This window comes from Noviluteimonas lactosilytica (genome assembly GCF_020866925.1).
GTDB classification, from domain to species: Bacteria; Pseudomonadota; Gammaproteobacteria; order Xanthomonadales; family Xanthomonadaceae; genus Noviluteimonas; species Noviluteimonas lactosilytica.
The window spans coordinates 317,834-344,254 of sequence record NZ_JAJGAK010000002.1; the positions used below are offsets into that span (position 1 = coordinate 317,834).

The 26,421-nt window shown below is 68.6% G+C and carries 27 protein-coding genes, 2 tRNA genes and 2 pseudogenes; 16 read left to right on the forward strand and 15 right to left on the reverse strand.

Annotated features, from left to right (window positions below; translation table 11 throughout):
• Positions 1-213: 213 nt before the first annotated feature.
• The 4 genes and pseudogenes from mutL to LK996_RS10685 all read right to left on the reverse strand — a co-directional run.
• Positions 214-1,234, reverse strand: a pseudogene (gene mutL / locus LK996_RS16775) (DNA mismatch repair endonuclease MutL); the annotation flags it as partial.
• Between the two features lie 204 nt (positions 1,235-1,438).
• Positions 1,439-3,031, reverse strand: a complete 1,593-nt coding sequence (locus LK996_RS10675) for an N-acetylmuramoyl-L-alanine amidase (RefSeq protein ID WP_230527159.1) — start codon at positions 3,029-3,031, stop codon at positions 1,439-1,441.
• Positions 3,032-3,109: 78 nt separating this feature from the next.
• Positions 3,110-3,592: a tRNA (adenosine(37)-N6)-threonylcarbamoyltransferase complex ATPase subunit type 1 TsaE gene (gene tsaE, locus LK996_RS10680; protein ID WP_230527160.1), complete on the reverse strand. Its 483-nt coding sequence runs from the start codon at positions 3,590-3,592 to the stop codon at positions 3,110-3,112.
• Positions 3,592-5,085, reverse strand: coding sequence for an NAD(P)H-hydrate dehydratase (locus LK996_RS10685; RefSeq protein ID WP_230527161.1), 1,494 nt, complete (start codon positions 5,083-5,085; stop codon positions 3,592-3,594). Before LK996_RS10685 ends, tsaE begins: the two co-directional genes overlap by 1 nt.
• A 112-nt stretch (positions 5,086-5,197) precedes the next feature.
• On the opposite strand from LK996_RS10685, the gene queG reads away from it, so the two are divergent.
• Positions 5,198-6,235, forward strand: a complete 1,038-nt coding sequence (gene queG / locus LK996_RS10690) for a tRNA epoxyqueuosine(34) reductase QueG (RefSeq protein WP_230527554.1) — start codon at positions 5,198-5,200, stop codon at positions 6,233-6,235.
• Between the two features lie 129 nt (positions 6,236-6,364).
• Here queG and pgi read toward each other — a convergent pair whose 3' ends face one another.
• From pgi to pcnB, 6 genes and pseudogenes are all read right to left on the reverse strand, one after another.
• Complete coding sequence (pgi, locus tag LK996_RS10695; RefSeq protein WP_230527162.1) at positions 6,365-7,888, reverse strand: glucose-6-phosphate isomerase; 1,524 nt, start codon at positions 7,886-7,888, stop codon at positions 6,365-6,367.
• Positions 7,889-7,899: 11 nt separating this feature from the next.
• A complete protein-coding gene (panD, locus tag LK996_RS10700; RefSeq protein WP_230527163.1) occupies positions 7,900-8,280 on the reverse strand; it encodes an aspartate 1-decarboxylase in 381 nt (126 codons plus the stop codon).
• 114 nt (positions 8,281-8,394) lie between these two features.
• Positions 8,395-9,261, reverse strand: a complete 867-nt coding sequence (panC, locus tag LK996_RS10705; RefSeq protein ID WP_230527164.1) for a pantoate--beta-alanine ligase — start codon at positions 9,259-9,261, stop codon at positions 8,395-8,397.
• Between the two features lie 10 nt (positions 9,262-9,271).
• Positions 9,272-10,087, reverse strand: a complete 816-nt coding sequence (panB, locus tag LK996_RS10710; protein WP_230527165.1) for a 3-methyl-2-oxobutanoate hydroxymethyltransferase — start codon at positions 10,085-10,087, stop codon at positions 9,272-9,274.
• A gap of 34 nt (positions 10,088-10,121) precedes the next feature.
• The gene (gene folK, locus LK996_RS10715) at positions 10,122-10,616 is read right to left on the reverse strand and encodes a 2-amino-4-hydroxy-6-hydroxymethyldihydropteridine diphosphokinase (RefSeq protein ID WP_230527166.1); all 495 of its coding nucleotides are present in this window, start codon (positions 10,614-10,616) and stop codon (positions 10,122-10,124) included.
• Positions 10,613-11,914, reverse strand: a pseudogene (gene pcnB / locus LK996_RS10720) (polynucleotide adenylyltransferase PcnB); the annotation flags it as partial. The gene folK and the pseudogene pcnB, both read right to left, overlap by 4 nt.
• A gap of 189 nt (positions 11,915-12,103) precedes the next feature.
• Here pcnB and LK996_RS10725 point away from each other — a divergent pair.
• Positions 12,104-12,179: transfer RNA gene (locus LK996_RS10725), tRNA-Glu, on the forward strand.
• A gap of 44 nt (positions 12,180-12,223) precedes the next feature.
• Here the strand turns inward: LK996_RS10725 and LK996_RS10730 are convergent.
• The 3 genes from LK996_RS10730 to LK996_RS10740 form a co-directional block, all read right to left on the reverse strand.
• Positions 12,224-12,523, reverse strand: a complete 300-nt coding sequence (locus LK996_RS10730) for a HigA family addiction module antitoxin (protein WP_230527168.1) — start codon at positions 12,521-12,523, stop codon at positions 12,224-12,226.
• A 10-nt stretch (positions 12,524-12,533) separates the two neighbouring features.
• The gene (locus LK996_RS10735) at positions 12,534-12,815 is read right to left on the reverse strand and encodes a type II toxin-antitoxin system RelE/ParE family toxin (protein ID WP_230527169.1); all 282 of its coding nucleotides are present in this window, start codon (positions 12,813-12,815) and stop codon (positions 12,534-12,536) included.
• Between the two features lie 165 nt (positions 12,816-12,980).
• Positions 12,981-13,148, reverse strand: a complete 168-nt coding sequence (locus LK996_RS10740) for a hypothetical protein (protein WP_230527170.1) — start codon at positions 13,146-13,148, stop codon at positions 12,981-12,983.
• A gap of 151 nt (positions 13,149-13,299) precedes the next feature.
• Here LK996_RS10740 and fdxA point away from each other — a divergent pair, with 151 nt between their 5' ends.
• Positions 13,300-13,623 (forward strand): ferredoxin FdxA, encoded by a 324-nt coding sequence (fdxA, locus tag LK996_RS10745; protein ID WP_230527171.1) that lies wholly within the window; start codon positions 13,300-13,302, stop codon positions 13,621-13,623.
• 186 nt (positions 13,624-13,809) lie between these two features.
• Here the strand turns inward: fdxA and LK996_RS10750 are convergent, their stop codons facing one another.
• A complete protein-coding gene (locus LK996_RS10750) occupies positions 13,810-14,328 on the reverse strand; it encodes a hypothetical protein (RefSeq protein ID WP_230527172.1) in 519 nt (172 codons plus the stop codon).
• Positions 14,329-14,339: 11 nt separating this feature from the next.
• Positions 14,340-15,245 (reverse strand): 4-hydroxy-tetrahydrodipicolinate synthase, encoded by a 906-nt coding sequence (gene dapA / locus LK996_RS10755; RefSeq protein WP_230527173.1) that lies wholly within the window; start codon positions 15,243-15,245, stop codon positions 14,340-14,342.
• Between the two features lie 171 nt (positions 15,246-15,416).
• Between dapA and LK996_RS10760 the strand changes: the two genes are divergently transcribed.
• The 13 genes from LK996_RS10760 (at position 15,417) to LK996_RS10820 (ending at position 26,391) form a co-directional block, all read left to right on the forward strand.
• Positions 15,417-15,980, forward strand: a complete 564-nt coding sequence (locus tag LK996_RS10760; RefSeq protein WP_230527174.1) for a glycine cleavage system transcriptional repressor — start codon at positions 15,417-15,419, stop codon at positions 15,978-15,980.
• A complete protein-coding gene (locus LK996_RS10765) occupies positions 15,977-16,474 on the forward strand; it encodes a peroxiredoxin (RefSeq protein WP_425493765.1) in 498 nt (165 codons plus the stop codon). The genes LK996_RS10760 and LK996_RS10765 overlap by 4 nt, the downstream gene beginning before the upstream one ends.
• Complete coding sequence (locus tag LK996_RS10770) at positions 16,471-17,868, forward strand: PhoH family protein (RefSeq protein WP_230527176.1); 1,398 nt, start codon at positions 16,471-16,473, stop codon at positions 17,866-17,868. Before LK996_RS10765 ends, LK996_RS10770 begins: the two co-directional genes overlap by 4 nt.
• A gap of 12 nt (positions 17,869-17,880) precedes the next feature.
• Positions 17,881-18,552: a YoaK family protein gene (locus LK996_RS10775; RefSeq protein ID WP_230527178.1), complete on the forward strand. Its 672-nt coding sequence runs from the start codon at positions 17,881-17,883 to the stop codon at positions 18,550-18,552.
• Positions 18,549-19,340, forward strand: a complete 792-nt coding sequence (gene thiD / locus LK996_RS10780; protein WP_230527179.1) for a bifunctional hydroxymethylpyrimidine kinase/phosphomethylpyrimidine kinase — start codon at positions 18,549-18,551, stop codon at positions 19,338-19,340. The genes LK996_RS10775 and thiD overlap by 4 nt, the downstream gene beginning before the upstream one ends.
• A complete protein-coding gene (locus tag LK996_RS10785) occupies positions 19,337-20,194 on the forward strand; it encodes an alpha/beta hydrolase family protein (protein ID WP_230527180.1) in 858 nt (285 codons plus the stop codon). The genes thiD and LK996_RS10785 overlap by 4 nt, the downstream gene beginning before the upstream one ends.
• Positions 20,195-20,350: 156 nt before the next feature.
• On the forward strand, positions 20,351-20,896 hold the full coding sequence (locus LK996_RS10790) for a sigma-70 family RNA polymerase sigma factor (protein ID WP_230527555.1): 546 nt from the start codon (positions 20,351-20,353) through the stop codon (positions 20,894-20,896).
• Complete coding sequence (locus tag LK996_RS10795) at positions 20,893-21,669, forward strand: anti-sigma factor (protein WP_230527181.1); 777 nt, start codon at positions 20,893-20,895, stop codon at positions 21,667-21,669. Before LK996_RS10790 ends, LK996_RS10795 begins: the two co-directional genes overlap by 4 nt.
• A 21-nt stretch (positions 21,670-21,690) precedes the next feature.
• Positions 21,691-21,764 (forward strand) — tRNA-Arg (locus tag LK996_RS10800).
• 27 nt (positions 21,765-21,791) lie between these two features.
• On the forward strand, positions 21,792-23,324 hold the full coding sequence (gene amaB, locus LK996_RS10805) for an L-piperidine-6-carboxylate dehydrogenase (protein ID WP_230527182.1): 1,533 nt from the start codon (positions 21,792-21,794) through the stop codon (positions 23,322-23,324).
• A 19-nt stretch (positions 23,325-23,343) separates the two neighbouring features.
• The gene (locus tag LK996_RS10810) at positions 23,344-24,399 is read left to right on the forward strand and encodes a quinone-dependent dihydroorotate dehydrogenase (protein ID WP_230527183.1); all 1,056 of its coding nucleotides are present in this window, start codon (positions 23,344-23,346) and stop codon (positions 24,397-24,399) included.
• Between the two features lie 22 nt (positions 24,400-24,421).
• Positions 24,422-25,474, forward strand: coding sequence for a UDP-N-acetylmuramate dehydrogenase (murB, locus tag LK996_RS10815; RefSeq protein WP_230527184.1), 1,053 nt, complete (start codon positions 24,422-24,424; stop codon positions 25,472-25,474).
• Positions 25,475-25,521: 47 nt separating this feature from the next.
• Positions 25,522-26,391, forward strand: a complete 870-nt coding sequence (locus LK996_RS10820) for a DMT family transporter (protein WP_230527556.1) — start codon at positions 25,522-25,524, stop codon at positions 26,389-26,391.
• The last annotated feature ends 30 nt before the right edge of the window (positions 26,392-26,421 follow it).

The window sequence follows — 26,421 nt, forward strand, 5'->3', positions numbered from 1 at the left end:
CTTCCGGCATGGGCATCGGTTGCGCGAAACGCATCGGCGCGTCTGCGAGTGCGACGTCGCTGTCGTTGTTCGCGTACAGCGCGGCGTAGGCGGCCGGTGCGTCGGCCATGCGCAGCGAGAGGCCGGATTGGTCGGCGCCGGTGAACGCAGGCCCGCCCCAGGACGGGCCGACCCACGTGCGCGACGTTGTTTCGGCAACGGGCTGCGCTTCGACCGCCGCACCCGCGCGCGTTTCCGCGAGCGCCGCGTGCAGCGTGCGATACACGAAGTCGTGCACCAGGCGTTGTTCGCGGAAGCGCACCTCGTGCTTGGCCGGATGCACGTTGACGTCGACCGTGCGCGGATCGAGTTCGAGGAAGAGCACGTACGCCGGCTGCCGCCCATGGAACAGCACGTCGGCGAAGGCCTGCTTCACCGCGTGCGCGACGTTGCGATCGCGCACCGCGCGACCGTTGACGTAGAGATACTGTTGATCGGCGCTCGCGCGGTTGTAGACCGGTTGCGCGATCCAGCCGTGCAGGCGCAGGCCCGCGCCGGCATGTTCGACGCGCATCGCGTGCTTCGCGAATTCCTCGCCGAGCGTTTCGAGCAGGCGATCGGTCGAAGCGGGCCCGCCGCCTTCCGACACGAGATCGCCGCGGTAACGGCGCGCGGGGCGACCGTTGTGCGAGACGCGCAATTCGACATCCGGCCGCGCGAGCGCGAGCGAACGCAGCCATTCCTCGATGTGGCCGAGCTCGGTGCGCTCGGCGCGCAGGAACTTGCGGCGCGCGGGCACGTTGTAGAACAGGTCGCGCACTTCGACGGTGGTGCCCTGCGGATGCGCCTTCGGCGCGACCTCGCCGATGCGCCCGCCGTCGACGTGCAACGCCGCGCCGTGGTCGCCGTCGAAGCGGCGCGATGCGAGCACGAAGCGGCTCACGGACGCGATCGAAGGCAGGGCTTCACCGCGGAAACCGAGCGTCGCCACCGCTTCGAGATCGTCGAGCGACGCGATCTTCGACGTCGCGTGGCGCGACACCGCGAGCGGCAACTCCTCCGGCGGAATGCCCCCGCCGTCGTCGCGCACGCGCACCAGGCGGATGCCGCCTTCCTCGAGATCGATCTCGATCCGGCGCGCGCCCGCGTCGAGCGCGTTCTCGACCAGTTCCTTCACCACCGACGCCGGCCGCTCGACGACCTCGCCTGCAGCAATCTGGTTGATCAGGGTGTCGGGGAGTTGGCGGATGGGCACTTCGAAGTCGCGGCGATCAGGCTGTCGCGATGATACGAGAAGCGGACAGGGGAAGCTGAAGCAAGAAGCAAGAAGCAAGAAGCAAGAAGCGGGAAACGGGAAACCCGGGAAACGGGAAGGTGGGCTCCGCTTCGGCTCGCAGTCCTGCCAGCCGAAGTGACGCTTGACTCCCGTTTCCCGGGTTTCCCGTTTCCCGCTCTTCTTTCAGCGACTGCCCGCCGCCGAAGCCGTCGCCGTCTCCACCGCCTCGGCGCGCGCCGCATACAGCGTCCCCGGCGGCGGCTGGCGGGTGAAGTACGTGTTGACCCCATCGAGGATCGCGCGCGCCAGGTCGGTGCGATGGCGCGGGTCGTTGAGGCGGCGCTCTTCGTCGGGGTTCGTGATGAACGCGGTCTCGACCAGCATCGACGGCACGTCGGGCGAACGCAGCACGACGAAGTTCGCGCGCTCGACGTGCGGCTTGTGGGTCTTGCCGAGTTTCTTCAGGCCGGAAAGCACGTGGCCCGCGATGTCCTCGGAGGCCTTCATCGTCGCGCTCTGCGACAGGTCGAGCAGCACCGAGGCGAGCGTGTTGTCCTTGTCCTGCAGGCGCACGCCGCCGACGAGGTCGGCCGCGTTTTCCTGGTTCGCGAGCCAGCGCGCGGCCTGCGACGACGCGCCGCGCTGCGAGAGCACGAACACCGACGACCCGTTGGCGTCGGGGTTGGTGAACGCGTCGGCGTGGATCGACACGAACAGGTCCGCCTTCGCGCCGCGCGCCTTCTGGTAGCGCTGCGCGAGCGGGATGAACATGTCGGTGTCGCGCGTGAGGTAGGCCTTCAGGCCCGGCGTCGCGTTGACCTGGCGCGCGAGTTCGCGCGCGATCGCGAGCGTGATGTCCTTTTCGCGCGTGCCCTTGCCGCCGCGCGCACCGGGATCCTGGCCGCCGTGGCCGGCGTCGATCGCGATGACGAGCGGACGCATGCCGCCGCGCCGCAGTTGCTGCATCGACTTGGTCGCGCCGGGCGGCGCTGCGACCGCGGGCGCGGGCTCGGCGATCGCGGTCATCGTCGGGATTTGCGTCGTGGCCTGCGCGGCGGCAGGCGACGATGCTGCCGTCGACGATGCTGCCGTCGACGATGCGGCGGTCGAGGCTGCAGGCGGCGCGACCGGCGTCGTTTGCGCAGGCTTCGCGGCGTTCTGCGTGGAAGGCAGCGACGCGACGAGGCGCGAAGTCGCGTCGGCGGAACGCGCGGCCATTTCCTGCGCGCTCGTCGTGTCGGGCTTGTTCGCGAACGCGGCGATCGGATCGGACGCGGGCACGTTGTTCGACGAGGCGTTGTTCGACGCGACGTTGTTCGACGCCGCAGTCGCGGGCTTCGCACCATTCGACGCGGCAGCCATCGGCGTCTTCGCACCATCGCCCGGCCATTCGAGCACCAGGCGCGTGCCGCCGGGCGTGGATTCCATGCGCGGCTTGAGCGCGACGACGGGCGCGGCGAGGTCGAACACGACGCGGACCGTGCCCGGCACCGGCTGCCCGGTGCGCACGGCCTTGACCACGCCGGCACCGTTGGGCAGCGCGAAGCGCCCGAGCTTCGACGCCGGCAGGTCGACCACCAGGCGATCGGGGCCGGCGAGGGTCAGGGTGTTGAAGTCGACGGGACCGTCGAGGAGAAGTTCGGCGCGGGTGCCCGTGGCGCCTTCCGTGAGGGCCAAGTCCTTGATTTCACTGCCGCGCGCAATGTTCCAGCACAGCGCGAAGATCAGCGCTGCGCCGAGTGCCCACTGCTGGACGGTAGCCCCCTTGATACGCATGGGCCGGAGTTAAGCACCGAGCGCACGGTTTTGCAACCACTTTTTCCTTTTGAATCCGGGACCTGCCGCAGGTTGCTCTCAGCGCGGTGGAACAAACGCAGCCAAGTCCGTGGAACCGGCCACCAGGGCCAGCCACTCGTCGCCGACCGGGCTCCCGGCGACCGCGTCCAGCGACCGGCCGGCGCCGTCGATCGCCATCGCGACGTCGAGATCGGCCGGCGGCAGGTGGGCCCCGCCCCGCTCCGGCCATTCGACCAGCCACAGGGCGCCTTCGCCGGCATCGATGCCCAGGAATTCGAGTTCGCCCGGATCGCCGATGCGATACAGGTCCAGGTGCAACGCATCGCTGCCGTCGTGCAGCGGATAGCGTTCGACGAGCGTGTACGTCGGGCTGCGGATCGCGCCCTGCACGCCGAGCGCGCGCAACATCGCACGCGCGAACGTCGACTTGCCCGCGCCGAGATCGCCGCGCAGGTGCACGATCGCGCGCGCCGGCCGCACGCTCGCGAACAACGCGGCGATGCGATCGGTGTGTTCGGCAGTGGGCAGGTGCAGGCGCATCAGCGCATCGCTTCCGGATTCGCATGACGTCGCAAACGCGGCAGCAGATCCGACGGCAACAAGCCGCGTTCGCCACCGTCGCGCGCGGCATCGTCGCCCGCGGCCGCATGCAGCAACGCACCGATGCACGCCGCATCGAACGCAGGCAATGCTTGCGCGCGCAGCGATGCGATGACGCCGGTCAGCAGATCGCCCATGCCGCCGACCGCCATGCCGGGATTGCCCGCGCCGATGATTCCCGGACGCCGACCGGGCTGCACGACGATCGTGCCCGCGCCCTTCAACACCACGACGGCGTTGTAGCGTTCGGCGATCGCCTGCGCGGCGCCGAAGCGATCGCGCTGCACGTCCTGCGAGGTGGAACCGAGCAGGCGCGCGGCTTCGCCCGGATGCGGCGTGAGCACGGTCTCCGCCGGCAATGCGTGCGGTTCGCGCACCGCGAGCAGGTTCAGCGCATCGGCGTCGAGCACGAGCGACTTGTTCGCGCCGAGCGCGGCGCCGAACAACACGCGCCCCCACACGCCCTGCCCGAGACCGGGTCCCACCGCGATCACGTCCGCGCGTTCGATCTGCACCGCGAGGTCTTCGCTGCGTTCGACCGCGCGCGCCATCGCTTCGGGACGGCGCGACAACAAGGCCGCGACATGTTCCTCGCGCGTCGCGACGTCGACCAGTCCTGCGCCTGCGCGCAACGCGGCTTCGGCGCACAACACGATCGCACCGCCGCTGCCGTGGTCGCCGCCCATGCACAGCACGCGACCCGCGTCGCCCTTGTGCGCATCGCGATGGCGCGGACGCAGCACGTTGCGCAGCGCTTCCGGCGCCAGCAACGCCGAATGCGCTTCGATGCCCTCGAACGCGCGCGCGGACACCTGCAATTCCGCGAGTTCCAGTCGCCCCGCGAGCGCGAGCGCAGGACCCGTGCGCAGCCCCGGTTTCGGCACGATGAATTCGAGCGTGCGCGACGCCGCGACCGCAACGCCGGGCACCGCGCCGCGATCGGCGTCGATGCCGCTCGGCACGTCGAGCGACAGGCGCGGCACGGGCATCGCGTTGATCGCGTCGATCAACACCTTCGCGTTCGCGTCGGGTGCGCGCGTCAGGCCGATGCCGAACAGCGCGTCGACGATCAGGTCGGACGGCGGCAGATGATCGACGAAGGCTTCGATGCGGCCGTTGCGCTGGCGGAATTCGTCGCGGGCGCGCAGCGCGGCTTCGCTGGTCGGCGAATGCTCGGGCAGGCGCACGACGCGCACCGCACGGCCGGCTTCGAGCGCCAGGCGCGCGAACACGTATCCGTCGCCCCCGTTGTTGCCCGGTCCGCACACGACCACGATCTGCTGCGCGTTCGGCCAATGCCGCAGCACGCAGTGCCAGGCGGCGCGACCCGCGCGCCGCATCAGCTCGAAGGCGTCGCCGCCGAGTTCCTCGGTGGCGCGCACGTCCAGGGCGCGCGCGGCCTTCGTGTCGTACAGCGCGAGGGTTGCAGTCATCGGCGGATTCTATACTTGGCCCGTGGCCACGCTTTCGCCGATTCCGTCGCAACCCGCGCCCGAAGGTGCCAGCGGTCCCGGTTCCACCGGGCCTGGTGCCAACGGGCCGGATTTGCTCGCCCTCGCCGCGCGCATCCGCACCCTCGCCCGCGAGCTGGGCTTCCAGCGCGTGGGCATCGCGGGCGTGGACCTGGCGGACGACGAAGGCCACCTGCGCGACTGGCTCGCCAACGGCCTGTACGGATCGATGGAATGGATGGCGCGCCACGGCGACAAGCGCTCGCGCCCCGGCGATCTCGTGCCCGGCACCATTCGCGTGATCTCGGTGGGCCTGGATTACGCGCAGGACGACAAAGCCGCGTGGGACACGCTGGTCGACGGCGAACGCGCGTACGTCGCGCGCTACGCATTGGGCCGCGACTACCACAAGCTGATGCGCAACCGCCTGCAGGTGCTGGCCGATCGCATCGGTGAGACGATCGGACCGTTCGGCCATCGCGTGTTCGTCGACTCCGCGCCCGTGCTCGAACGCGCGATCGCGCGCAACGCGGGCCTGGGCTGGATCGGCAAGAACACCTGCCTGATCGACAAGGACGGCGGCTCGTGGTTCTTCCTCGGCGAAGTGTTCGTCGACGTGCCGTTGCCGATCGACGAACCCGCGGGCGCACATTGCGGCACGTGCCGCCGCTGCATCGACATCTGCCCGACGCAGGCGATCGTCGCGCCCAACCGGCTCGACGCGCGCCGCTGCATTTCCTATCTCACCATCGAACACGAAGGCAGCATCGATCCCGAACTGCGCCCGCTGATGGGCAACCGCATCTTCGGGTGCGACGACTGCCAGCTCGTCTGCCCCTGGAACAAGTTCGCCAAACGCACCGACGAGCCCGACTTCCGCGCGCGCAATCGTCTCGACGAAGCGACGCTGCCTGAGTTGTTCGCGTGGAGCGAAGAGGAATTCCTGCGCCGCACCGAGGGCTCGGCGATCCGCCGCAGCGGACATGCGCGGTGGTTGCGGAATATCGCGATCGCGCTCGGGAATGCGCCGGGGACGGCGGAAGTGATCGAAGCGCTCGAATCGAGGCGCGACATCGAAGATCCGGTCGTGCGCGAACACGTCGAATGGGCGTTGGCCCGGCACGGGCGTTAAGAAGGGGAAACGGGAAACCCGGGAAACGGGAAAGTCGGCCTACGCTTCGGCCGACGGCGTGTCGGCCGAAGTGGGGGCGCGTTTCCCGTTTCCCGAGTTTCCCGTTTCCCGCTTCAGCGCTTCAACGCCTCACCGCTCCCGCAGAATCTCCCGCAGCAACGCCTGCGTCACCGGATCCGCGATCTCCGCCGCCTGCCCGCGCATCGCCGGCAGCAACTTGTTCGCGACCTGCTTGCCGAGTTCGACGCCGAACTGGTCGAACGCATTGATGCCCCACGCGACCGACTGCAGGTACACGCTGTGTTCGTACAGCGCGATCAACGCGCCGAGCGAGCGCGGCGTGAGCGCGTCGAGCAGGAACACCGTGCTCGGGCGATTGCCGGCGTAGCGGCGGTGCGGGTCGTCGTTGCCCGCGCCGTTGGCGAAGGCTTCGGTCTGCGCGAGCAGGTTGGCGAACAGCGCGCGGTGGTTTTCGCGATGCGGGTGGTCGGCTTCGACCACGCCGACGAAATCGCCGGGCACGATGTCCGTGCCCTGGTGCAGGGCCTGGAAGAAGCTGTGCTGCACGTCGGTGCCCGCCCCGCCCCACCACACCGGCACGGTGCGTTCGCCGACCGGCGTGCCGTCGAGGCGCACGGATTTGCCGAGGCTCTCCATCACCAGCTGCTGCAAATGATTCGGCAGCAGCTTGAGGCGATCGTCGTACGGGAACACGCCCTGCGATGCATAACCCAGTGCGTTGTGATTCCACACCGCGGTCAGCGCATGCCAGTACGCGAGGTTCTCGCGCGGCGCGGTGCGCAACACGTGTTCGTCCATTTCGCCCGCGCCCGCGAGCAATTGTTCGAACGCCTGCATGCCGAGTGCGAGTGCGATCGGGAAACCGACCGCCGACCACAACGAATAACGTCCGCCGACCCAGTCCCACATCGGCAGGATGCGGTCGGCGGGAATGCCGAATTCGGCGGCACGCGCGACGTTCGCGGTCACCGCGAGCAGGTGCGTGTCGTTGCCGAGCCACTCGCGCACGATCTCGCCGTTGAGCAGCGTTTCCTGCGTGGTGAACGTCTTCGACACCATGATCGCGGCGGTGCGCTTCGGGTCGAGCCCGGCGAGCACGCGCTGCGCGGCGGCGCCGTCGACGTTCGACAGGAAGTGCACGCGGAAGCGGCCCGGCGTCGGCGGCGACAGCGCATCGACGACCAGCCGCGGACCGAGGTCGGAACCGCCGATGCCGATGCTGACGATGTCGGTGATCGGCGTGTCCTGCAGCGCGCCGACGAGGCGGCGCATGCGCACGAGCGCGGCTTCAGCTTCCTTGCGCGCTTCGACGGCGACGGGCGTGTCGGACAACGCGGAGCGCAGCGCGACGTGCAACGCGGCGCGGTCTTCGGTCGGGTTCACGCGCTTGCCTTCGAACAGATCGATGACCCGTTCGGGGAATTGCGCGGTGTCGGCGAGCGCGAACAGCGTGTCGATCGCCGCGTCGTCGTAACGCTGGCGGGCGAAGTTCGCATAGAGGGGACCGACGCGGAGCGCGAGCTTCGTCGCGCGGTCGGGCGTCGCCGCGAGCTTGCGCAGCGGCGTGTCGGCCAGGCGCGCGGCGTGCGCGCGCAGGGCCTCGAAATGTACGGTGAAAGGGCTGGCGTCCATGCGCCCCAGTATCACGCGGCCTGCTTCGGCATCGAGTGATTGGTGTGGGTCAGCGCGTTCTGCCGATCCACGTACACGCACGTCGGCTTGTACTTCGCAGCCTCCGCTTCATCCATCGCCGCGTAGGCGCAGATGATGACGAGGTCGCCCGGCGAGGCGCAGTGCGCGGCCGCACCGTTCACCGAGATCACGCCCGAACCCTCTTCGCCACGGATGGCATAGGTCACGAAGCGCGCGCCGTTGTTGACGTTGTAGATATGGATCTGTTCGTACTCGCGGATGCCGGCGATATCGAGCAGGCGGCCGTCGATCGCGCACGAGCCTTCGTAATGCAGCTCGGCGTGCGTGACCGTGGCGCGGTGGATCTTGGCTTTGAGCAGGTTGAGCTGCATGGAACGGCTCCGCGGAAGGCCGGCGTGGGGTCCGGTGAAGGTGCGCAGTCTAGGTGGGGGTTTTGCGCGCTGCAACAAAGGGGGCGGCAACACGGTGTTGCCCTTTCCGTGCATTCAGCCGGCAGCGGTCGTGAACTCGAGGTTGTCGATCAGCCGGGTGCGGCCCAGGCGGGCGGCGATCAAGGCCACGCGCGGGCCGGGGGCCTGCGCGATCCCGCCGGGTTCCGCGAGTTCAGGCGTTCGAACGACCGCGTAATCGACGTCGAAACCGGCGTCCGTCAACGACTTGCGAGCTTCCGCTTCAACGTCCGTGAGCGCCCCGCCCGACTGCGTCGCCTCCGCCATGCGCCGCAACGTCCGGTGAATGGTCGCCGCGACCGGCCGCTCTTCCGCCGACAGGTACTGGTTGCGCGAGCTCATCGCCAGGCCGTCGGCTTCGCGCAGCGTTTCGCCGGCGAGCAGCTCGATCGGGAACGCGAGGTCGCGCACGAGGTAACGGATCACCGCGAGCTGCTGGTAATCCTTGCGCCCGAACGCGGCGGCGTCGGGCTGCACCTGCAGGAACAGGCGCGCGACCACGGTCGCCACGCCGTCGAAGTGGCCGGGGCGATGCGCGCCTTCCAGCACGTCGGTCACGCCCGGCACGCGGATGCGCACCGCGCCGTCGGGGCCGAAGGGATACATCGTCGCCACGTCGGGCATCCACACCAGGTGGCAACCCGCGGCGGACAGCCCCGCGGCGTCGGCGTCGGGCGTGCGCGGATAGCGCGCGAAATCTTCGTTCGGCCCGAACTGCGTCGGGTTGACGAACACGCTCGCGATCACGCGATCGCAATGCTTGCGCAGCAGTTCGACCAGCGAATGATGGCCGGCATGCAGGTTGCCCATCGTCGGCACGAAGCCGATGCGCAATCCCGCGCGCCGCCAATCGGAGACGTGCGCGCGCAGTTCGTCGAGCGTGGTGGCGACGGCGATGGACATGGGGCGTGCGTTATTCGTAAGCGTGCGCGGCGTCGGGGAAAGCCCCGCTGCGCACCGCATCGGCGTAGGCCTTGACCGCGCCGGCGATCGAACCGCCTTCGGCGAGGAAATCCTTCACGAACTTCGGACGGCGATGGCCGGTGTTCGCGCCGAGCAGGTCGTGCAGCACGAGCACCTGGCCGTCGCAGGCCGCGCCTGCGCCGATGCCGATGGTCGGGATCGTGCCGGCGACGGTGATCGCCGCGGCGAGCACCGACGGGACGCACTCGAGCACGAGCAGCGTCGCGCCGGCTTCCGCGACTTCGAACGCGTCTTCGCGGATCTTCTTCGCGGCCGCGTCTTCGCGACCCTGCACCTTGTAGCCGCCCAGGCGCAGCACCGACTGCGGCGTGAGGCCGAGGTGCGCGCACACGGGGATCTCGCGCGACACGAGGAAACGGATGACGTCGAGCTTGTGGTCGGCGCCCTCGAGCTTGACCATCGCAGCGCCCGCCTGCAGCAGCTTCAGCGAGGCATCGAGCGCGCGTTCGGGCGTGGCGTCGGCGCCGAACGGCAGGTCGGCGATCAGCAGCGCGCGTCGCAGGCCGCGCTTCACGCACTGCACGTGGTAGGCGACATCGTCGACCGTCACGGGCAGCGTGCTGTCGTGTCCCTGCACCACCATGCCGAGCGAATCGCCGACGAGCACGAGATCGACGCCGTTGTCGTCCATGACGCGCGCGAAACCCGAATCGTAGGCGGTGAGCATGACGAGCTTGCGGCCTTCGCGTTTCGCGTCGGCCAGCATGGGCACGGTCCAGGGCTTGCCGTCGGTGTTCGCGTACATGTGCGTAGCGTAGCGCGTCGGCCCAGCCGGCGCGCTAGCCGAGGGGATGGATGTCGCCGGTGACCATCGCGGCGACGAGGTCCGACGCGCGGCCGCGCCCCGGGATGATCGCATCGGGCGCCACTTCGACCATCGGTACCAGCGCGAACGCGCGCTCGTGAAGATGCGGGTGCGGGACGTGCAGGCCGGGTTCGTCGATGACCTCGTTACCGTAGAGCAACAGGTCGAGGTCGAGCGTGCGTGCGCTCCAGCGCTCGCCGCCGGCGCGGTCGCGGCCGAAGTCGCGTTCGATCGACAGCATGTGGTCGAGCAATTCGCGCGCGTCGAGCGTGGTGTCGACCAACGCCGCGGCGTTCACGAACGCGGGCTGGTCGGTCTTGCCCCAGGCCGGTGTGCGGTACAGGCGCGAGGTCTGCAACAACCGCGTGCCGGGAATCGTGTCGAGCGCCTGCAACGCGCCCTGCACCGCGGCGATCGCATCGCCGAGGTTGGCGCCGAGGCCGATGCACGCGCGCACGGCGCGCCTCACTCGGACGCGCCGCCGCCGTTGCTGCGACGACGGCGACGACGGCGCTTGCGCGGCGCATCGCCCTCGCCCGCTTCGATGGCCTGCGCTTCGAGTTGCGCGGCGACCACTTCGCCCGGCTGCGACTGCACGTCCTTCCAGAAGGTCACGTCGTCGGCGTGTTCCGGCGAAGCGAACTGGCGCAGTTGCAGGAAATCGAACGCGGCACGGAAGCGCGGATGCGACAGCAGGCGGAACACGCGCTTGCGCTGGCGCTGCGAGAGACGCGACTGCAGCAGCCAGATCTCCTGCATCGGCAGCGAGAAGCGGCGCGGCAGCGCGATCGTGTTGAGCTGGTGCACGGTGACGCGGTCGGCCGCGCGACGCTGCGCTTCGGCCGCGTGCACGCCCTGCGCCTGCAACTGCATCAGGTCGCGGCAATACGCTGGCCACAGCAGCACGGCGAACAGGAACGCGGGCGACACCGGCTCGTCGTTGGCGACGCGCAGGTCGGTGTTGCGCAGGCCTTCGAGCAGCATGCGACGCAACGCGCCGCTGCGGTTGGAGGCGAGCGCCTTCTCGGTTTCAGGCAGGAACACCGGCAGCAGGCCGTGGTGTTCGAGACCCTCGAAACTCGCGACCGCGTGGCCGGAGAGGAACAGCTTCAGCGATTCCTCGAACAGGCGCGCCGGCGCGGATTCGCGCAGCAGCGGGGCGAGCGAGGCCATCGGCGCGGCGGTCGCCGGCTCGATGGTGAAGTTCAGTTTCGCGGCCAGGCGCACCGCGCGCAGCATGCGCACCGGGTCTTCGCGATAGCGCGTCTCGGGATCGCCGATCAGGCGCAGCACGCGCGCCTGCACGTCCTCGAAGCCGCCGACGTAATCGCGCACCGAGAAGTCTTCGATCGCGTAATACAGGGCGTTGGCGGTGAAGTCGCGGCGGATCGCGTCTTCCTCGATCGTGCCGTAAACGTTGTCGCGCAGCAGGCGGCCGCCTTCGTGCGTCTCGCGATCGCCGCTGCCGTCGTCGACGTTGGCGCGGAAGGTCGCGACTTCGATGATCTCGCGGCCGTAGACGACGTGCGCGAGGCGGAAGCGGCGGCCGATCAATCGGCAATTGCGGAACAGCGCCTTCACCTGTTCGGGCGTGGCGTCGGTCGCGACGTCGAAATCCTTCGGGTGACCGCCCACGAGCAGGTCGCGCACCGCGCCACCGACGAGGTACGCGCCGAAGCCGCCTTCGCGCAGGCGATAGAGCACGCGCAATGCGTTCGGGCTGATGTCCTTGCGCGAGATCGGGTGCGCGTCGCGCGGAATCGAACGCGGGTGCACCTGGATGGCGTTGGGATGGGAAGCGGTGATGGTGGACATCGAGGGCCGGGGAAAGGACGTTCCGTTGCCTGGGGCCACGGCGCCCCGTATAGTAGCAAGCTTCGCGCAACGCTCTGATTATCGAACGATTCTCGGGGCGAAACGGGCCAGGAACGCCTCGGCCGCGCCGATCGAGCCTACGCACCCTTCGTCTAGAGGCCTAGGACGGTGCCCTCTCAAGGCATCAACACGGGTTCGAATCCCGTAGGGTGTACCAACAAGTCAGAGGGCCCCGCTTCGGCGGGGCCCTTTGTTTTTCGGTCAGACGTGCATCTCGGTGAACGGCACGATCTTCGCGAGCCGCGGAGCGATGCGATCGCGCGCGTTCGCCGCGTCGTAATCGACCTGCAGCTTGATCCAGAACTCGTCACTCGTACCGAAGTAGCGAGACAGCAGCAGCCCTGTTTCCGTCGTGATCGAGCGCGTGCCGTTGATGATCTCGCCGATGGCGGTCTGCGGCACGCCGATGGCCTTCGAGAGCCTGTAGCGCGTGATATTCAGGGGTGCCAGGAACTCCTGGTCGAGGATCTCGCCGGGATGGGGATACGGAATGCGGCGCATGGCGGCTTCCTCAGTGGTAGTCGACGATTTCGACGCTGGTCGGGCCCGCGTCGGTCCAGGCGAAACAGATCCGGAATTGATCGTTGATCCGAATGCTGTGCTGGCCCGCGCGATTACCGCGCAACGCTTCAAGGCGATTGCCGGGAGGAACCCGAAGATCGTCCAGCACGGCCGCGGCGTTGAGCATTGCCAGCTTTCGCATCGCAACACTCGCGATCGCTCCAAAGCCCGCCGCCGACTCGCCTTCGTAGAGCGATTGGGTCGCACGGCAGCGGAAGGATTGGATCGCCATGCGGCGCGATACTACCGCCGCACGATACTACCGTCAACCGGCACCTATGACGCGCCTGAAGTCAGGACAATGAAGATGCCTTCGGCTACGCGCGTCATGCATCGCACGCGTTGTCGTTTTTCGTCGCGCGAGGCGGTCCTTTGCCTCGCGCTTCGATGTCGGGCGTCAGGCGACGATCGCGTAGGCGATCGCGGCGAGCACGACGGCGACCAGTGCGCCCGCCATCATCTCGACGGGCATGCCCTTCGGCGGCTTCGCGGCGATGGTCGGATCCTGCGCACGTTCCAGCATCGCCTGCGCGAACGCATCCGGCGAACCTTGTTCGTATTGCATGGCACTTCCCCTTGAAAGCGGCCTCCCCAGGCCGACCTCAGCCTATCGCGCATACCGTGCCGTCTCTAGGTGTTTTACGACCGTTGGTCGGCTCGACGCTCACGGGGAACGTTTACACTGCGCGCATTCGCCTTCACGCGGCCCGACCCCCATGCCCTTCGTCGTCACCGAAAACTGCATCAAGTGCAAATACACCGACTGCGTCGAGGTGTGCCCGGTCGATTGCTTCCGCGAAGGCCCCAACTTCCTGGTGATCGATCCGGACGAGTGCATCGACTGCACGCTGTGCGAGCCCGAATGCCCGGTCAACGCGATCTACCCGGAAGACGACGTGCCCGCGGGCCAGGAGCATTTCGTGCAACTCAACGCGGAGCTGTCGAAGGGATGGCCGGCGATCACCGTGCGGAAGGACGCGCCGGCGGATGCGAAGGAGTGGGAAGGCAAGCCGGACAAGTTGAAGTTGCTGGAGCGCTGAGGAAGCGGGAAACGGGAAACCGAAGGCGGGAAACGGGAGTTCGACGTTCACCGCGCCTGAAACGACGCGAGCCGAAGACCCGCTTTCGACGTATCGAAAGCCAATCTTCGGCTCGCTGTGTTTTCGGGAAGGGACAACCTGCCCCTCCCGTTTCCCGCCTTTGGTTTCCCGTTTCCCGCTCGTGCTTCAACCGCCGCCGAGCGCCGCCTTCAACTGCGTCATCAACTTCACCGGCGCCTCGCCGCTGGCCGGCAGGCCGCGCGGATCGACTGCGCTGACGTACACGCCGGCGTCGGTCTTGGTCACGCGGACCAGGAACTTCGCGCCTTCGTAGTCGACGTCGTAGGTGCCGAGCAACTGCGCGCGGCTGGCGACGTTGACGCCCTGCACGGTGCCGAGCGCATCGCCGACCTTGGCGAAGATCGCGTCGCGCTCGCCCGGCACGGTGAAGCCGAGCGGCGTGCTGCCGGCACCGGCCGGCGTGCCCGAGACGGAGGACGCGGTCGGCGCGACCGGCGGCATCTTCATTGCCGCGTCGGTGGCCGGGCGGTCGAGGTCCGGCGGCACTTCGAGCGGACGCGAAGCGATGTCGTCCTTGTACAGCTTGTCTTCCTTGCCGAACCAGCTGCAGCCCGCAAGCAGGCCGACAACGAGCGCCGCGCCGACGGCGGTGCGAACGAACTTCAGGGAAACGTGGTGGCGCATAGGGGCTCCTGTCAGGCCGCGACGGAATCGCGGAGCTGGGTTTCGATGGCGAGGATGTCCGCGGCGATGGAGGGCACGCGCGCAGCGTGCTTCGCGGAAAGGGGCAACAACGGAAGGCGCAGGCCATGGCCGATGCCGGCGTGCGCGAGCAGCGCCTTCACCGGGATCGGGTTCGGCTCCACGCCGAGGAAATCCTTGATCGCGTGCATGCGCGCGTCGAGCGCTTCGGCGCCGGCGCGATCGCCGCCGCGCGCGAGGTCGCACAACTGGCGGAACGCGCACGGCAGGACGTTGGAAGCGACGGAGACGACGCCGTCGGCGCCGGCGAGCATCGAACGGCACGCGGTGGGATCGTCGCCGCTGAGCACCGTGAAGCCCGCGTTGCGCAGCGGCAGCAGCGCGTCCATGCGTTCGGCTTCGCTGCGCGCTTCCTTCAGCGCGACGATGCGCCGGTGCGAAGACAGGCGCGCGACGGTTTCCGGCAGCATGTCGCAACCGGTGCGGCCGGGCACGTTGTACAGCACGATCGGCAGCGCGCCGTCGTCGGCGACGGCGGTGTAATGCGCGAGCAGGCCTTCCTGCGTCGGTCGCACGTACGGCGGCGTGACGACGAGCGCGGCGTCGGCGCCGAGCGCTTTCGCGATGCGCGTGGCTTCGATGGTCTTCGCGGTATTCGATTGGCCGGTGCCTGCGAGCACCGGGATGCGGCCGGCGACGTGTTCCACCGCCGAGCGCAGCAACGCGCTGTATTCGATGTCGAACAAGGCCGCCGCTTCGCCGGTCGAACCGGCGACGACCACGGCCTGCGTGCCGCACGCGAGTTGATCGTCGAGCAGGCGCAGCCAGGCGTCGAGGTCGAGTTCGCCGCTCGCCGTGAACGGCGTGGCGAGCGCGGTGATGCTGCCGGTCAGTCGCAAGACGGTGGCTCTCGTGCGGGAAAAGAATATTGTGCGCGAGAAAGCGCATCCACGGATGAGCGGCATCGCCGCCTGTCGCGATCTTACTTGCGGCGTGAAACCAGCGGCAAGTATGCTGGCCGCGGCCCCGGGCGGATTCCGGGGTCCTCGTTCAGACCTCGGAAGGCTGCCTTGACCGATACCCCCGCCCGTCCTCCTGCGCCGAACGAGAACCACCTGCTCATCAACGCGTACACGACGCACCCGCAGTCCCCCCTGCTCGCGGTGACCCGCCGCATTTCCGACAGCGGCTGCAACCTCGTCGACGCACGCCTGAGCACCGTGGGGCGCGACGTCTCGGTGACTGCGCTCGCGACCGGATCGTGGGATGCGGTGGCGAAACTCGAAACGATGCTCGGCCGCCTCGAACGCGAGGAAGGCCTGAAGCTCGTCTTCTATCGCACCGGCCCGAAGCAGGTGCAGTCGAACCTGCTGCCGTACATCGTCGAAGTCGTCGCCGCCGACAAGCCCGGCATCCTCTTCCAGCTGGCGGATTTCTTCGACCGCCAGGGCATCACCATCGAAAGCCTGCACTGCTCGCGCTACCGCGCGATGCAGACCGGCGCCGACATGTTCTCCGCGCAGGTCACCATCGGGATCCCCTCCGACATGCATATCGCCGCCTTGCGCGACGACTTCCTCGAGTTCTGCGACCATCTGAACCTCGACGCCATCATGGACCCGATGAAGTTCTGATGCCCGCGAAAAAGCCGCTGCCCCGCAAGATCCTCGACGCCCCGCTGGCAGTCGCGGGCAAGGACGGCACGCGAGAGGCCAGGTTGTCGGATTTCGCCGGCCGCTGGCTCGTCCTCTACTTCTATCCGAAAGACAACACGCCCGGTTGCACGACCGAAGGCCGCGACTTCGCAGCGCTGCTGCCGAAGTTCCGCCGCGCCGGCGCCGACGTGCTCGGCGTGTCGCGCGACTCGGCGCGCTCGCACCAGAACTTCTGCACCAAGCAGGATTTCGGCTTCGAGCTCGTCAGCGACGCCGACGAAACGCTGTGCCAGGCGTTCGATGTCATCCGCGAGAAACAGTTGTATGGCCGTAAATACATCGGCGTGGACAGGAGCACCTTCCTGATCGACCCGGAATCCCGCATCGCCCACGAATGGCGTGGCGTGAAAGTGCCCGGCCACGCACAGGCCGTGCTCGAAACTTTGCAGTCCGATGCCAAGGAAACCGCATGACGCGCAGCAAGCGGATCTACGTCCTCGATACCAACGTGTTGATGCACGACCCGACGGCGCTGTTCAAGTTCGAAGAACACGACGTCTACCTGCCGATGCAGGTGATGGAAGAACTGGACAACGCGAAGAAGGGCACGTCCGAACCCAGTCGCAACGCGCGCCAGGTCAGCCGCTTTCTCAACGAGCTGATCGAAGCGCAAGGCGTGGCCGACGTCCACAACGGCATCCCGCTCGTGCGACCGCAGGGCCTGCAGTTGCGCGGGGTCGAGAGCGCCGGTCGCCTGCGTTTCCAGACCGGCAACTTCGACGCGGGCAAGCGCTTCGGCGCGGTGATCCCCGACAACCACATCCTCGGCTCGATCCTCGCGCTGCGCGAGGACGAACCGGAAACGCCGGTGGTGTTCGTCTCCAAGGACATCAACCTGCGCATCAAGGCCGCGATCGCGGGCATCGTGTCGGAGGACTACGAGAACGATCGCGCGCTCGACGATTTCGCGCTGCTCTACACCGGCGCCACCGAACTGCCGGAAGCCTTCTGGACGATCCACGGCAAGGAACTCAAGTCGTGGACCGAGAAGGGCCGCACCTTCTATGAAATCGCGCGACGCGAGGAAGACGACTGGTATCCGAACCAGTTCCTCTATCTCCCCGGCGACGAGGAAGCGGAGATGAAGGTCGCGCGCGTGTCCGAAACGAAGGTCGTGCTGCAGATCGTCGACGACTACCGCCACAACCAGCATGCGGTGTGGGGCATCACCGCGCGCAACCGCGAACAGAACTTCGCGCTCAACGCGCTGATGGATCCGGACATCGACTTCGTGTCGCTGCTCGGCACCGCGGGCACCGGCAAGACGCTGCTCGCGCTCGCCGCGGGCCTGGCGCAGACGATGGATGCGCAGCGTTATCGCGAAATCATCATGACGCGCGCGACGGTGAGCGTCGGCGAGGACATCGGCTTCCTGCCCGGCACGGAAGAAGAAAAGATGACGCCGTGGATGGGCGCGCTGACCGACAACCTGGAAGTGCTCACGCACAACCAGGAAGGCGGCAGCTGGGGCCGCGCGGCGACCAACGACCTGCTCGCTTCGCGCATCAAGATCCGCTCGCTGAACTTCATGCGCGGGCGCACGTTCCTCTCGCGTTACCTCATCCTCGACGAGGCGCAGAACCTCACGCCGAAGCAGATGAAGACGCTGATCACGCGCGCGGGCCCCGGCACGAAGATCATTTGCCTCGGCAACGTCGAGCAGATCGATACGCCGTACCTGACCGAGACGACGTCGGGCCTGACCTACGCGGTGGATCGCTTCAAGGCCTGGACGCACAGCGCGCACGTGACGTTGCGTCGCGGCGAGCGTTCGCGCCTGGCCGACTACGCGTCCGAAGTGTTGTAACGCGAGCGCACCGTGGGCGTGCAACTGCCGCGATGGGTCTGGATCGGCGCGGGCGCCCTCGCCTGCGTCGCCGGCATGGTCAACGCGGTGGGCTACCTGGGATTCGAACACCAGGCGGTCACGCATCTCACCGGCACGACGACGTTGCTCGGCGCTGCGCTCGCGGGCGACGACATGCGCGCAGCGACGAGCCTCGCCGGCGTGGCGGTGGCGTTCATGGTCGGCTGCGCGTTGAGCGGGATGATCGTGCAGGACGCGACCTTGCGCCTGGGCCGGCGCTACGGCGTCGCGCTCGCGCTGGAGTCCGCGTTGCTGTTCGCGTCGGCGTACCTGTTCTATCGCAATTCGGTTTCCGGCGCGTGGCTCGCCGCGATGGCCTGCGGCCTGCAGAACGCGATGGCCACGACCTACAGCGGCGCGATCGTGCGGACGACGCACCTGAGCGGGATGTTCACCGATCTCGGCATCGGGCTCGGCCATGCGTTGCGCGGACTGCCCTTGCAGCGCCGGCGCTTGTCGTTGTGTGCGTTGATCATCAGCGCGTTCCTGGTCGGGGGCGTGTTCGGCGCGCTGCTGTTTGCGCGCGTGGGCACCGATGCGCTGTTGCTGCCGGCCACGCTCACCGGCGTTGTCGGCGTCGGCTACGCGATCTATCGGCAACGCACGCTCGGAGCGACGATTTGAAAACCAGCGCGCTCACGATCGCGGGCTCGGATTCGGGCGGCGGGGCCGGCATCCAGGCCGACCTGAAGACGTTCGCCGCGCATCGCGTGCACGGGTTGTCCGCGCTCGCCGCGCTGACCGCGCAACACACGCGCGGCGTCACCGCGGTGCATGTGCCCGATGTCGCGTTCCTGCGCGCGCAGGTCGAGGCGTGCTTCGACGATTTCGACATCCGCGCGGTGAAGCTCGGGATGCTGGCGACGGCGGAAGTGATCGACACCGTCGCGCAGTTGTTCGATGCGAATCCGGGCGCACCGGTCGTGCTCGATCCGGTAATGGTCGCCACCAGCGGCGCGAAGCTGCTCGCCGACGACGCGCTCGACGCGATGCGCACGCGCCTGCTGACGCGCGCCGCGATCGCGACGCCCAACCTGCCCGAAGCCGAATTGCTGCTCGGCACGCGCATCGACAGCGTCGAGGCCATGCAGGCGGCGGCGCAGGCGCTGCGCGAGCGCGGTGCGAATGCGGTGCTGCTGAAGGGCGGACACCTCCTCGGCGGAGGCGACGTCGTCGACGTGTTCGCCGATGCGCAGGGCCTGCACGAGATCGTGCACCCGCGCCTCGCGCTCGAAGCGCACGGCACCGGCTGCACGCTCGCGTCGGCGATCGCTGCGCGCATCGCGCTCGGCGACGGACTGCTCGACGCGTGCGTCGCGGCGTCGGATTACGTGCATCGCGCACTCGTCGGCGCATATCGACCGGGTCGCAGCGAGGTCGTCGTCCTCGATCATTTCGGCGCGGCGCGATGAACGCTTCGATCCAGGGCTTGCCCGTGCATGCGCACGAGTTGCCGGCGATCGCCTCCGACGGGCATCGCTTCACCCTGCAGGCGCGCGTGCCGTCGAACCCGCGCGCGACGCTGTTGTGGCACGGGGGCATGGGCATCGCCGCGCGCCATTACCTGCCCTTCGCCGACGCGCTCGCCGCGCGCGGCATCGCCGTGTTCGTGCCCGATTGGCGCGGGGTCGGCAGCAGCAGCGCACGCGCCTCGCGCGCGAGCGACTGGGGCTATCGCGAACTGCTGATGGCCGACATGCCGGCGAGCGAAGCCGTGGTCGCACACGCGTTGCCCGAACTGCCGCGCATCGTCGGCGGCCACAGCCTCGGCGGCCAATTGGCGAGCGTGCGCGCGGGGCTCGCGCCCGGAAGCGCGCATGGGATGTGGCTCGTCGCGAGCGGCACACCGTCGTTTCGCGCGTTTCCCTGGCGCAATCGCTGGTGGCTGCCGGGTGCGTATCACCTGCTCGACGCGATCGCGCGAACGTCCGGGAAGCTGCCGGGGCGGCGCATCGGTTTCGGCGGCGAGGAATCGCGCGGCGTGATCCGCGATTGGTCGCGCAGCGGCCTGACCGGGCGTTACGCGGCCGCCGACCTCGCGGTCGATCTCGAACTCGCGCTGCAGCGCGTCGCGATTCCGATCCGCGCGGTGCGCATGACCCACGACTGGCTCGCGCCGTTGTCCTCGCTGCAGGCGCTGCTCGCGAAGATGCCCGAGGCGCGCGCGGAGATCGCGGCGCTCGACGCGGCGGCGCCGCACGTGCGCGCCGACCACTACCACTGGATGAAGCATCCGGTCGCGACCGTCGACGCGTTGCTGGAGTAACCGCATCCGCGCGGCCCGATCCGACGTAGCTCCGGGATGGGCGTAGGATCGAACCCGTTGAGTCCGTCCTCGACCCACCCTGCCTTGCGCCCGGAGCGACGCATGCCGGAATCGGCCCCGTTCGAAGATCGCGTCGACACCCTGCCCGAAACGCCGATGGACCGGCACGGGCTCGAGCGCCTGCTCGCCGCCGTCGCGCGCGGCGATGCGCAGGCCTTCGAGCGGCTGTACCACGCGACGTCGGCGAAGTTGTTCGGTGTCTGCCTGCGCCTGCTGTCCGACCGCACCGACGCGGAAGACGCAGTGCAGGAGGCCTACGCCGCGATCTGGCGCAAGGCCGCGCAATACGATCCGACGATCGCGAGCCCGATCTCGTGGCTGGCGATGATCGCGCACAACAAGTCGATCGACCGCTTGCGTCGCGACGGACCGGCGCACAACACGTTGCCGATCGAATTCGCGTTCGACGTCAGCGACCACGCCCCCACCGCGCCCGCGCTCGCCGAACACGCCGGCGAAACGCGCCAGCTCGATCGCTGCCTGCAGCAACTCGAAGCGCGCCGTCGCGCGCTGATTCGCACCGCCTTCTATGAGGGCGCGACGTACGAGGAACTCGCGCGCCGCACCGACACCCCCATCGGCACGGTGAAAAGCTGGATCCGCCGCGGCCTGATGCAACTGCGCACGTGCCTGGAATCATGAGCGAGCTCGACGACAAGACGATCCCTCCGGACGGCGACGACATCGGCGCCGCCGAATACGTGCTCGGCACGATGGATGCTGACGCGCGCGAAGCCTTCGCCGCGCGCATCGAACGCGACCCGATGCTGGCGCGCGCGATCGACGCATGGCGCGAACGCCTGGGGCCGATGACCGACGAGATCCCGCCGGTCGTGCCGCCGATGTACCTGTGGCATCGCGTTCGCGCGCGCGCCGGCATCCCGCTCGACGACGGCATGCTCGATGACGGCGTCGCCTCGCGCGAATCGCCGCCGTGGTGGGATCGCATCGCCGTGTGGCGCGGCCTGACGATGGCCGGCCTCGCCGCCACGGCCGCCTGCGTCATCGCCCTCATCGCCCTGCCCCGCACGCAAGCGCCCTCGGTCCCGCCGGTCGCGCGCTCTGCGCTCCCGCATCCGCTGCGCCTGGTCGCGACGATGCACGACGGCAAGGGCCGCAACACCTACATGGCCGCGGTCGACGACGATGCCTGCACGCTCGTCCTCATGCCGTTGGTGCGCGACCCCGCACCGGGCCAGGTCCCGCAACTGTGGGTGGTCGCCGACGACGGCACGCCGCATTCGCTCGGCCTCGGCAGCGACACGCCGATGCAGGCGATGTCCGTGCCTGCCGCAATGCGCCCGCAGCTGTTGGCCGAAGGATCGCTGGCCGTCTCGATGGAGCCGCCGGGCGGCTCGCCGACCGGGAGGCCCACCGGCTTCGTCATCGGCCGGGGCGACCTCACGCATCTGTGATGCGATAATCGGCCGGCCTTTGGCCCCGTAGCTCAGTTGGATAGAGCGGTCCCCTCCTAAGGGACAGGTCGCACGTTCGAATCGTGTCGGGGCCGCATGAATCCCCCCATCTGGAGTTCGCTGTGACTCATCCCGTTCTGAAGGCCCTCGGCCTCGGCGACATCGAATCCGGTACGTATCTCGGCAACGGCGAGTGGTCGAAGACCACCGACGCCGGCGTGATCGAGCCGGTCAATCCCACCGACGGCGTCGTGCTCGCCAAGGTGCATGCGTCGTCGCAGTCGGACTACGACACGATCGTCGAGCGCGCGCAGGCCACGTTCAAGGTGTGGCGCGCCACGCCGGCGCCGCGTCGCGGCGAAGCGATCCGCCTGTGCGCCGAAGCGCTGCGCACGCACAAGGACGCGCTCGGTTCGCTGGTAGCGCTGGAGATGGGCAAGTCGAAGCCGGAAGGCGACGGCGAAGTGCAGGAGATGATCGACATCGGCGAGTTCGCCGTCGGTCTGTCGCGCCAGCTGTACGGCCTGACGATGCATTCCGAGCGCCCGGGCCACCGCATGTACGAGCAGTGGCACCCGATCGGCCTGGTCGGCATCATCAGCGCGTTCAACTTCCCCGTCGCGGTGTGGGCGTGGAACTCGTTCATCGCCGCGGTGTGCGGCGACGTCGCGATCTGGAAGCCCTCGCCGAAGACGCCGCTGTCGGCGATCGCGGCGATGAAGATCTGCAACGAAGCGCTCAAGAAGGGCGGCTTCCCCGACATCTTCTTCCTGTTCAACGACGGTGGGAACGAACTCGCGCAGCAGTTCGTCGACGACAAGCGCGTGCCGCTGATCTCGTTCACCGGTTCGACCAAGGTGGGCCGCATCGTCGGCGAGCGCGTCTCGCGCCGCATGGGCCGTTCGCTGCTCGAGCTGGGCGGCAACAACGCGATCATCGTCGACAAGTCGGCGGACCTGAAGCTCGCCATCCCCGCCATCGCGTTCGGCGCGGTCGGCACCGCGGGCCAGCGCTGCACGACGACGCGCCGGTTGATCGTGCAGGAATCGATTTACGACGATGTCCTGTCGAAGCTCGTCGCTGCGTACAAGCAAGTGGAGAAGAAGATCGGCGACCCGACCGATCCGTCCAACCTGATGGGCCCGCTCAACAGCCGCGATGCGGTCGAGGCCTACCTCGACGCGGTGTCGCAGGCGAAGGCCGCGGGCGGCAAGGTGGAGACGGGCGGCGCGGCGATCGAGGGCAAGGGGAACTTCGTGCTGCCGACCATCGTGACCGGTCTGACCAACGACGCGGCCATCGTCCAGCACGAGACCTTCGCGCCGATCCTCTACGTCATGAAGTTCCGCACGCTGGAGGAAGCCATCGAGATGCAGAACGCGGTGCCGCAGGGCCTGTCGTCCTCGATCTTCACCCAGGACCTCAAGGCCGCCGAAGCCTTCCTCGCCGCGTCCGGTTCTGACTGCGGCATCGCCAACGTCAACATCGGCACCTCCGGCGCCGAGATCGGCGGTGCGTTCGGCGGCGAGAAGGAAACGGGCGGCGGACGCGAGTCGGGTTCCGATGCGTGGCGCGCGTACATGCGCCGCCAGACGAACACGATCAACTACTCCGACGCGCTGCCGCTGGCGCAGGGCATCAAGTTCGACCTGTGACGACGGGCCACTGACAAGGATGTACGGACTCGCCCGCCCCTTCCTCTTCGGGCTCGACGCAGAGCGCGCGCACGACGTCACGTTGAGCGCGCTCGAAGCGGCGTATCGCAGCGGCATCAATCCGCTGATCGCCGGCACGCCGAAGCCGCTCGCGACCCGGGCCTTCGGCCTGCAGTTCCCCAACCCCGTCGGCCTCGCCGCGGGGCTGGACAAGAACGGCGAGCACATCGATGCGCTGCTCGCGCTCGGGTTCGGCTTCATCGAGATCGGCACGACCACGCCGCGGCCGCAGGAAGGCAACCCGAAGCCGCGCATGTTCCGCCTGCCGGACCAGCGCGCGGTGATCAATCGCCTGGGGTTCAACAACCTCGGCGTCGATGCGCTGGTGCGCAACGTCGAGAAGGCCAAGCGGCGCGGCGTGCTCGGCATCAACATCGGCAAGAACAAGGACACGCCGAACGAATCGGCCGAGTCCGATTACCTGTATTGCATGGAGCGCGTGTACGCGCTCGCCGACTACATCACCGTCAACATCTCTTCGCCCAACACCGCGGGCCTGCGCGAGTTGCAGGAAGAGCAGCAACTGCGCCGCCTCGTCGCTGCGTTGCGCGAAGCGCAGGAACGCCTGGCCGCGCAGCACGGCCGGCGCGTGCCGATGCTGGTGAAGATCGCGCCGGACCTCACCGACGACGACATCGACGCCGCGGGCCGCGTGCTCAGCGACCTCGAAGTCGACGGCGTGATCGCGACCAACACGACGATCGGCCGCTTCGGCCTGGACGGCGTGCGCCACGCGAACGAAGCGGGCGGCCTGTCCGGCGAACCGCTGATGGGCAAGTCGACGCTCGTGCTGCGCCGGTTGCGCACGCGCCTGCCGGAACACATCCCGATGATCGGCGTCGGCGGCATTCTTTCGGGCGCCGATGCGGCGACGAAGCAGGCCGCGGGCGCGACGCTGGTGCAGATGTACACGGGCCTGGTCTATCGCGGGCCCGCGCTGATCAGCGAATGCGTGGAAGCCGTGCGCCGCCGCAAGGAAGCGCCGAGCCGCGGGAACCTGCCGCCGCATGGCTGACGCCAGGATGCCTGCGATTCGCATGAGCACGATCGAAATGGGCAAGTACCGCCTGGTCGAAAACGCGAAGCTCGATGCCCGCAACACCTTCGGCGTCGCCGCGCGCGCGCCGATGCTCGTCGAAGTGGCCGACACCGACGCACTGCCGGACCTGTTCGGCAACGCGATGCTGCGCGACGGTCCCGTGCTCGTGCTCGGCGGCGGCAGCAACCTGCTGTTCGCCGGCGATGCGCCGGGCGCGGTGCTCGCGCTGACCGCGCAGAAGATCGCGCTGCTCGAAGACGACGGCGACATCGCGATCGTGCGCGCCGACGCGGGCGTCGAGTGGCACGCCTTCGTGTTGTGGACGCTGGGTCATGGCCTGGCGGGGCTCGAGAACCTCGCGCTGATCCCCGGCACCGTCGGTGCTGCGCCGATCCAGAACATCGGCGCGTACGGCGTCGAAGTGCGCGAGTCGATCCACGCCGTGCATGCCTTCGACCGCGACACGCGGAGCATGACTTCGCTCACGGCCGCGCAATGCGCGTTCGCCTATCGTGACAGCGTGTTCAAGCACGCGCCCGACCGTTACGTGGTCACCGCCGTCGACTTCCGCCTGTCGCGCACGCCGCACTTGCGCACCGACTACGCGGGCGTCGGCGACGAACTCGCGGCGATGGGCATCGATGCACCGCGTCCTTCGCAGGTCGCCGAAGCGGTGTGCCGCATCCGGCGCCGCAAGCTGCCCGACCCTGCCGTCATCGGCAACGCCGGCAGCTTCTTCAAGAATCCGATCGTGCCCGCCGCCGAGGCCGAAGCGCTGCAGCGCGAGCACGCGGCGTTGCCGATGTTCCGCAGCGGCAACGAGGCGACGCGCAAGTTGTCGGCCGCATGGCTGATCGACCAGTGCGGCTGGAAGGGCCATCGCGAAGGCGACGCGGGCGTCGCGGCCACGCATGCGCTCGTGCTCGTCAACCACGGCCATGCGACGGGCGCGGAACTGCTGGCGCTGGCGCGACGCATCGCCGCATCGGTGCGCGAACGTTTCGGCGTCGCCATCGAACCCGAACCGCGGATCGTCGGCGACCGCTGGTGATCGCCGTCGCGCAACAACCCTCCCGCTACTGGCAAGCCGCGCTGCTCATGCTGGGCAGCGCGTGTTTCTTCGGCTTGATGGCGGTGGCGATCCGGCTGGCGTCGGCGACGCTGCACACGTTCGAGATCGCGTTCTTCCGCAACTTCTTCGGGCTCGTCGCCGCGGCGCCGCTGCTGCTGCGCCACGGGCCGCAGATCCTGCGCACGACCCAGTTCCCGCGTTACATCGTGCGATGCGTGATCGGCGTGGTGTCGATGTTCTGCGGCTTCTGGGCGATCGGCCACCTGCCGCTCGCGCAGGCGGTCTCGCTGTCGTACTCCACGCCGCTGTTCGTCACCATCGCCGCGGTGTGGATGCTCGGCGAACAGGTGCGCGCGCGACGCTGGGCCGCGGTGATCGTCGGCTTCATCGGCGTGCTCGTCATCGTGCGCCCCGGCAGTTCGAGCTTCACCCTCGGCACGCTCGTCGCGCTGAGCGCGGCGGTGCTGAGCGGCCTGGTGTCGATCCAGATCAAGCAGCTCTCGCGCACGGAACCGGCCGACCGCATCGTGCTGTACACGACGATGCTGTGGGTGCCGATGTCGCTGGTGCCCGCGCTGTTCGTGTGGGAATGGCCGCAGGGCATCACCTGGGCGTGGATCGTCGCCGCCGGCTTCATGGGCACCGGCGGCCACATGCTGTGGACGCGCGCGCTCAAGCTCGGCGACGTGAGCGCGCTGACGCCGATCAGCTTCATGCAGCTGCCGATCGTCGCGATCTTCGGCTGGCTGCTGTTCGACGAACGCCTAGACCGCTGGACCGTCATCGGCGCCGCGATCATCTTCAGCGCGAACGCCTACATCGCCCATCGCGAGGCGACGCTCTCGAAGAAGCACGCGACGACCGCGCCGACGGAAGCGGCGCAGCCGAACGAGTAGCGACGCGGAAGCGCGCGAGTTGCGCGCCCG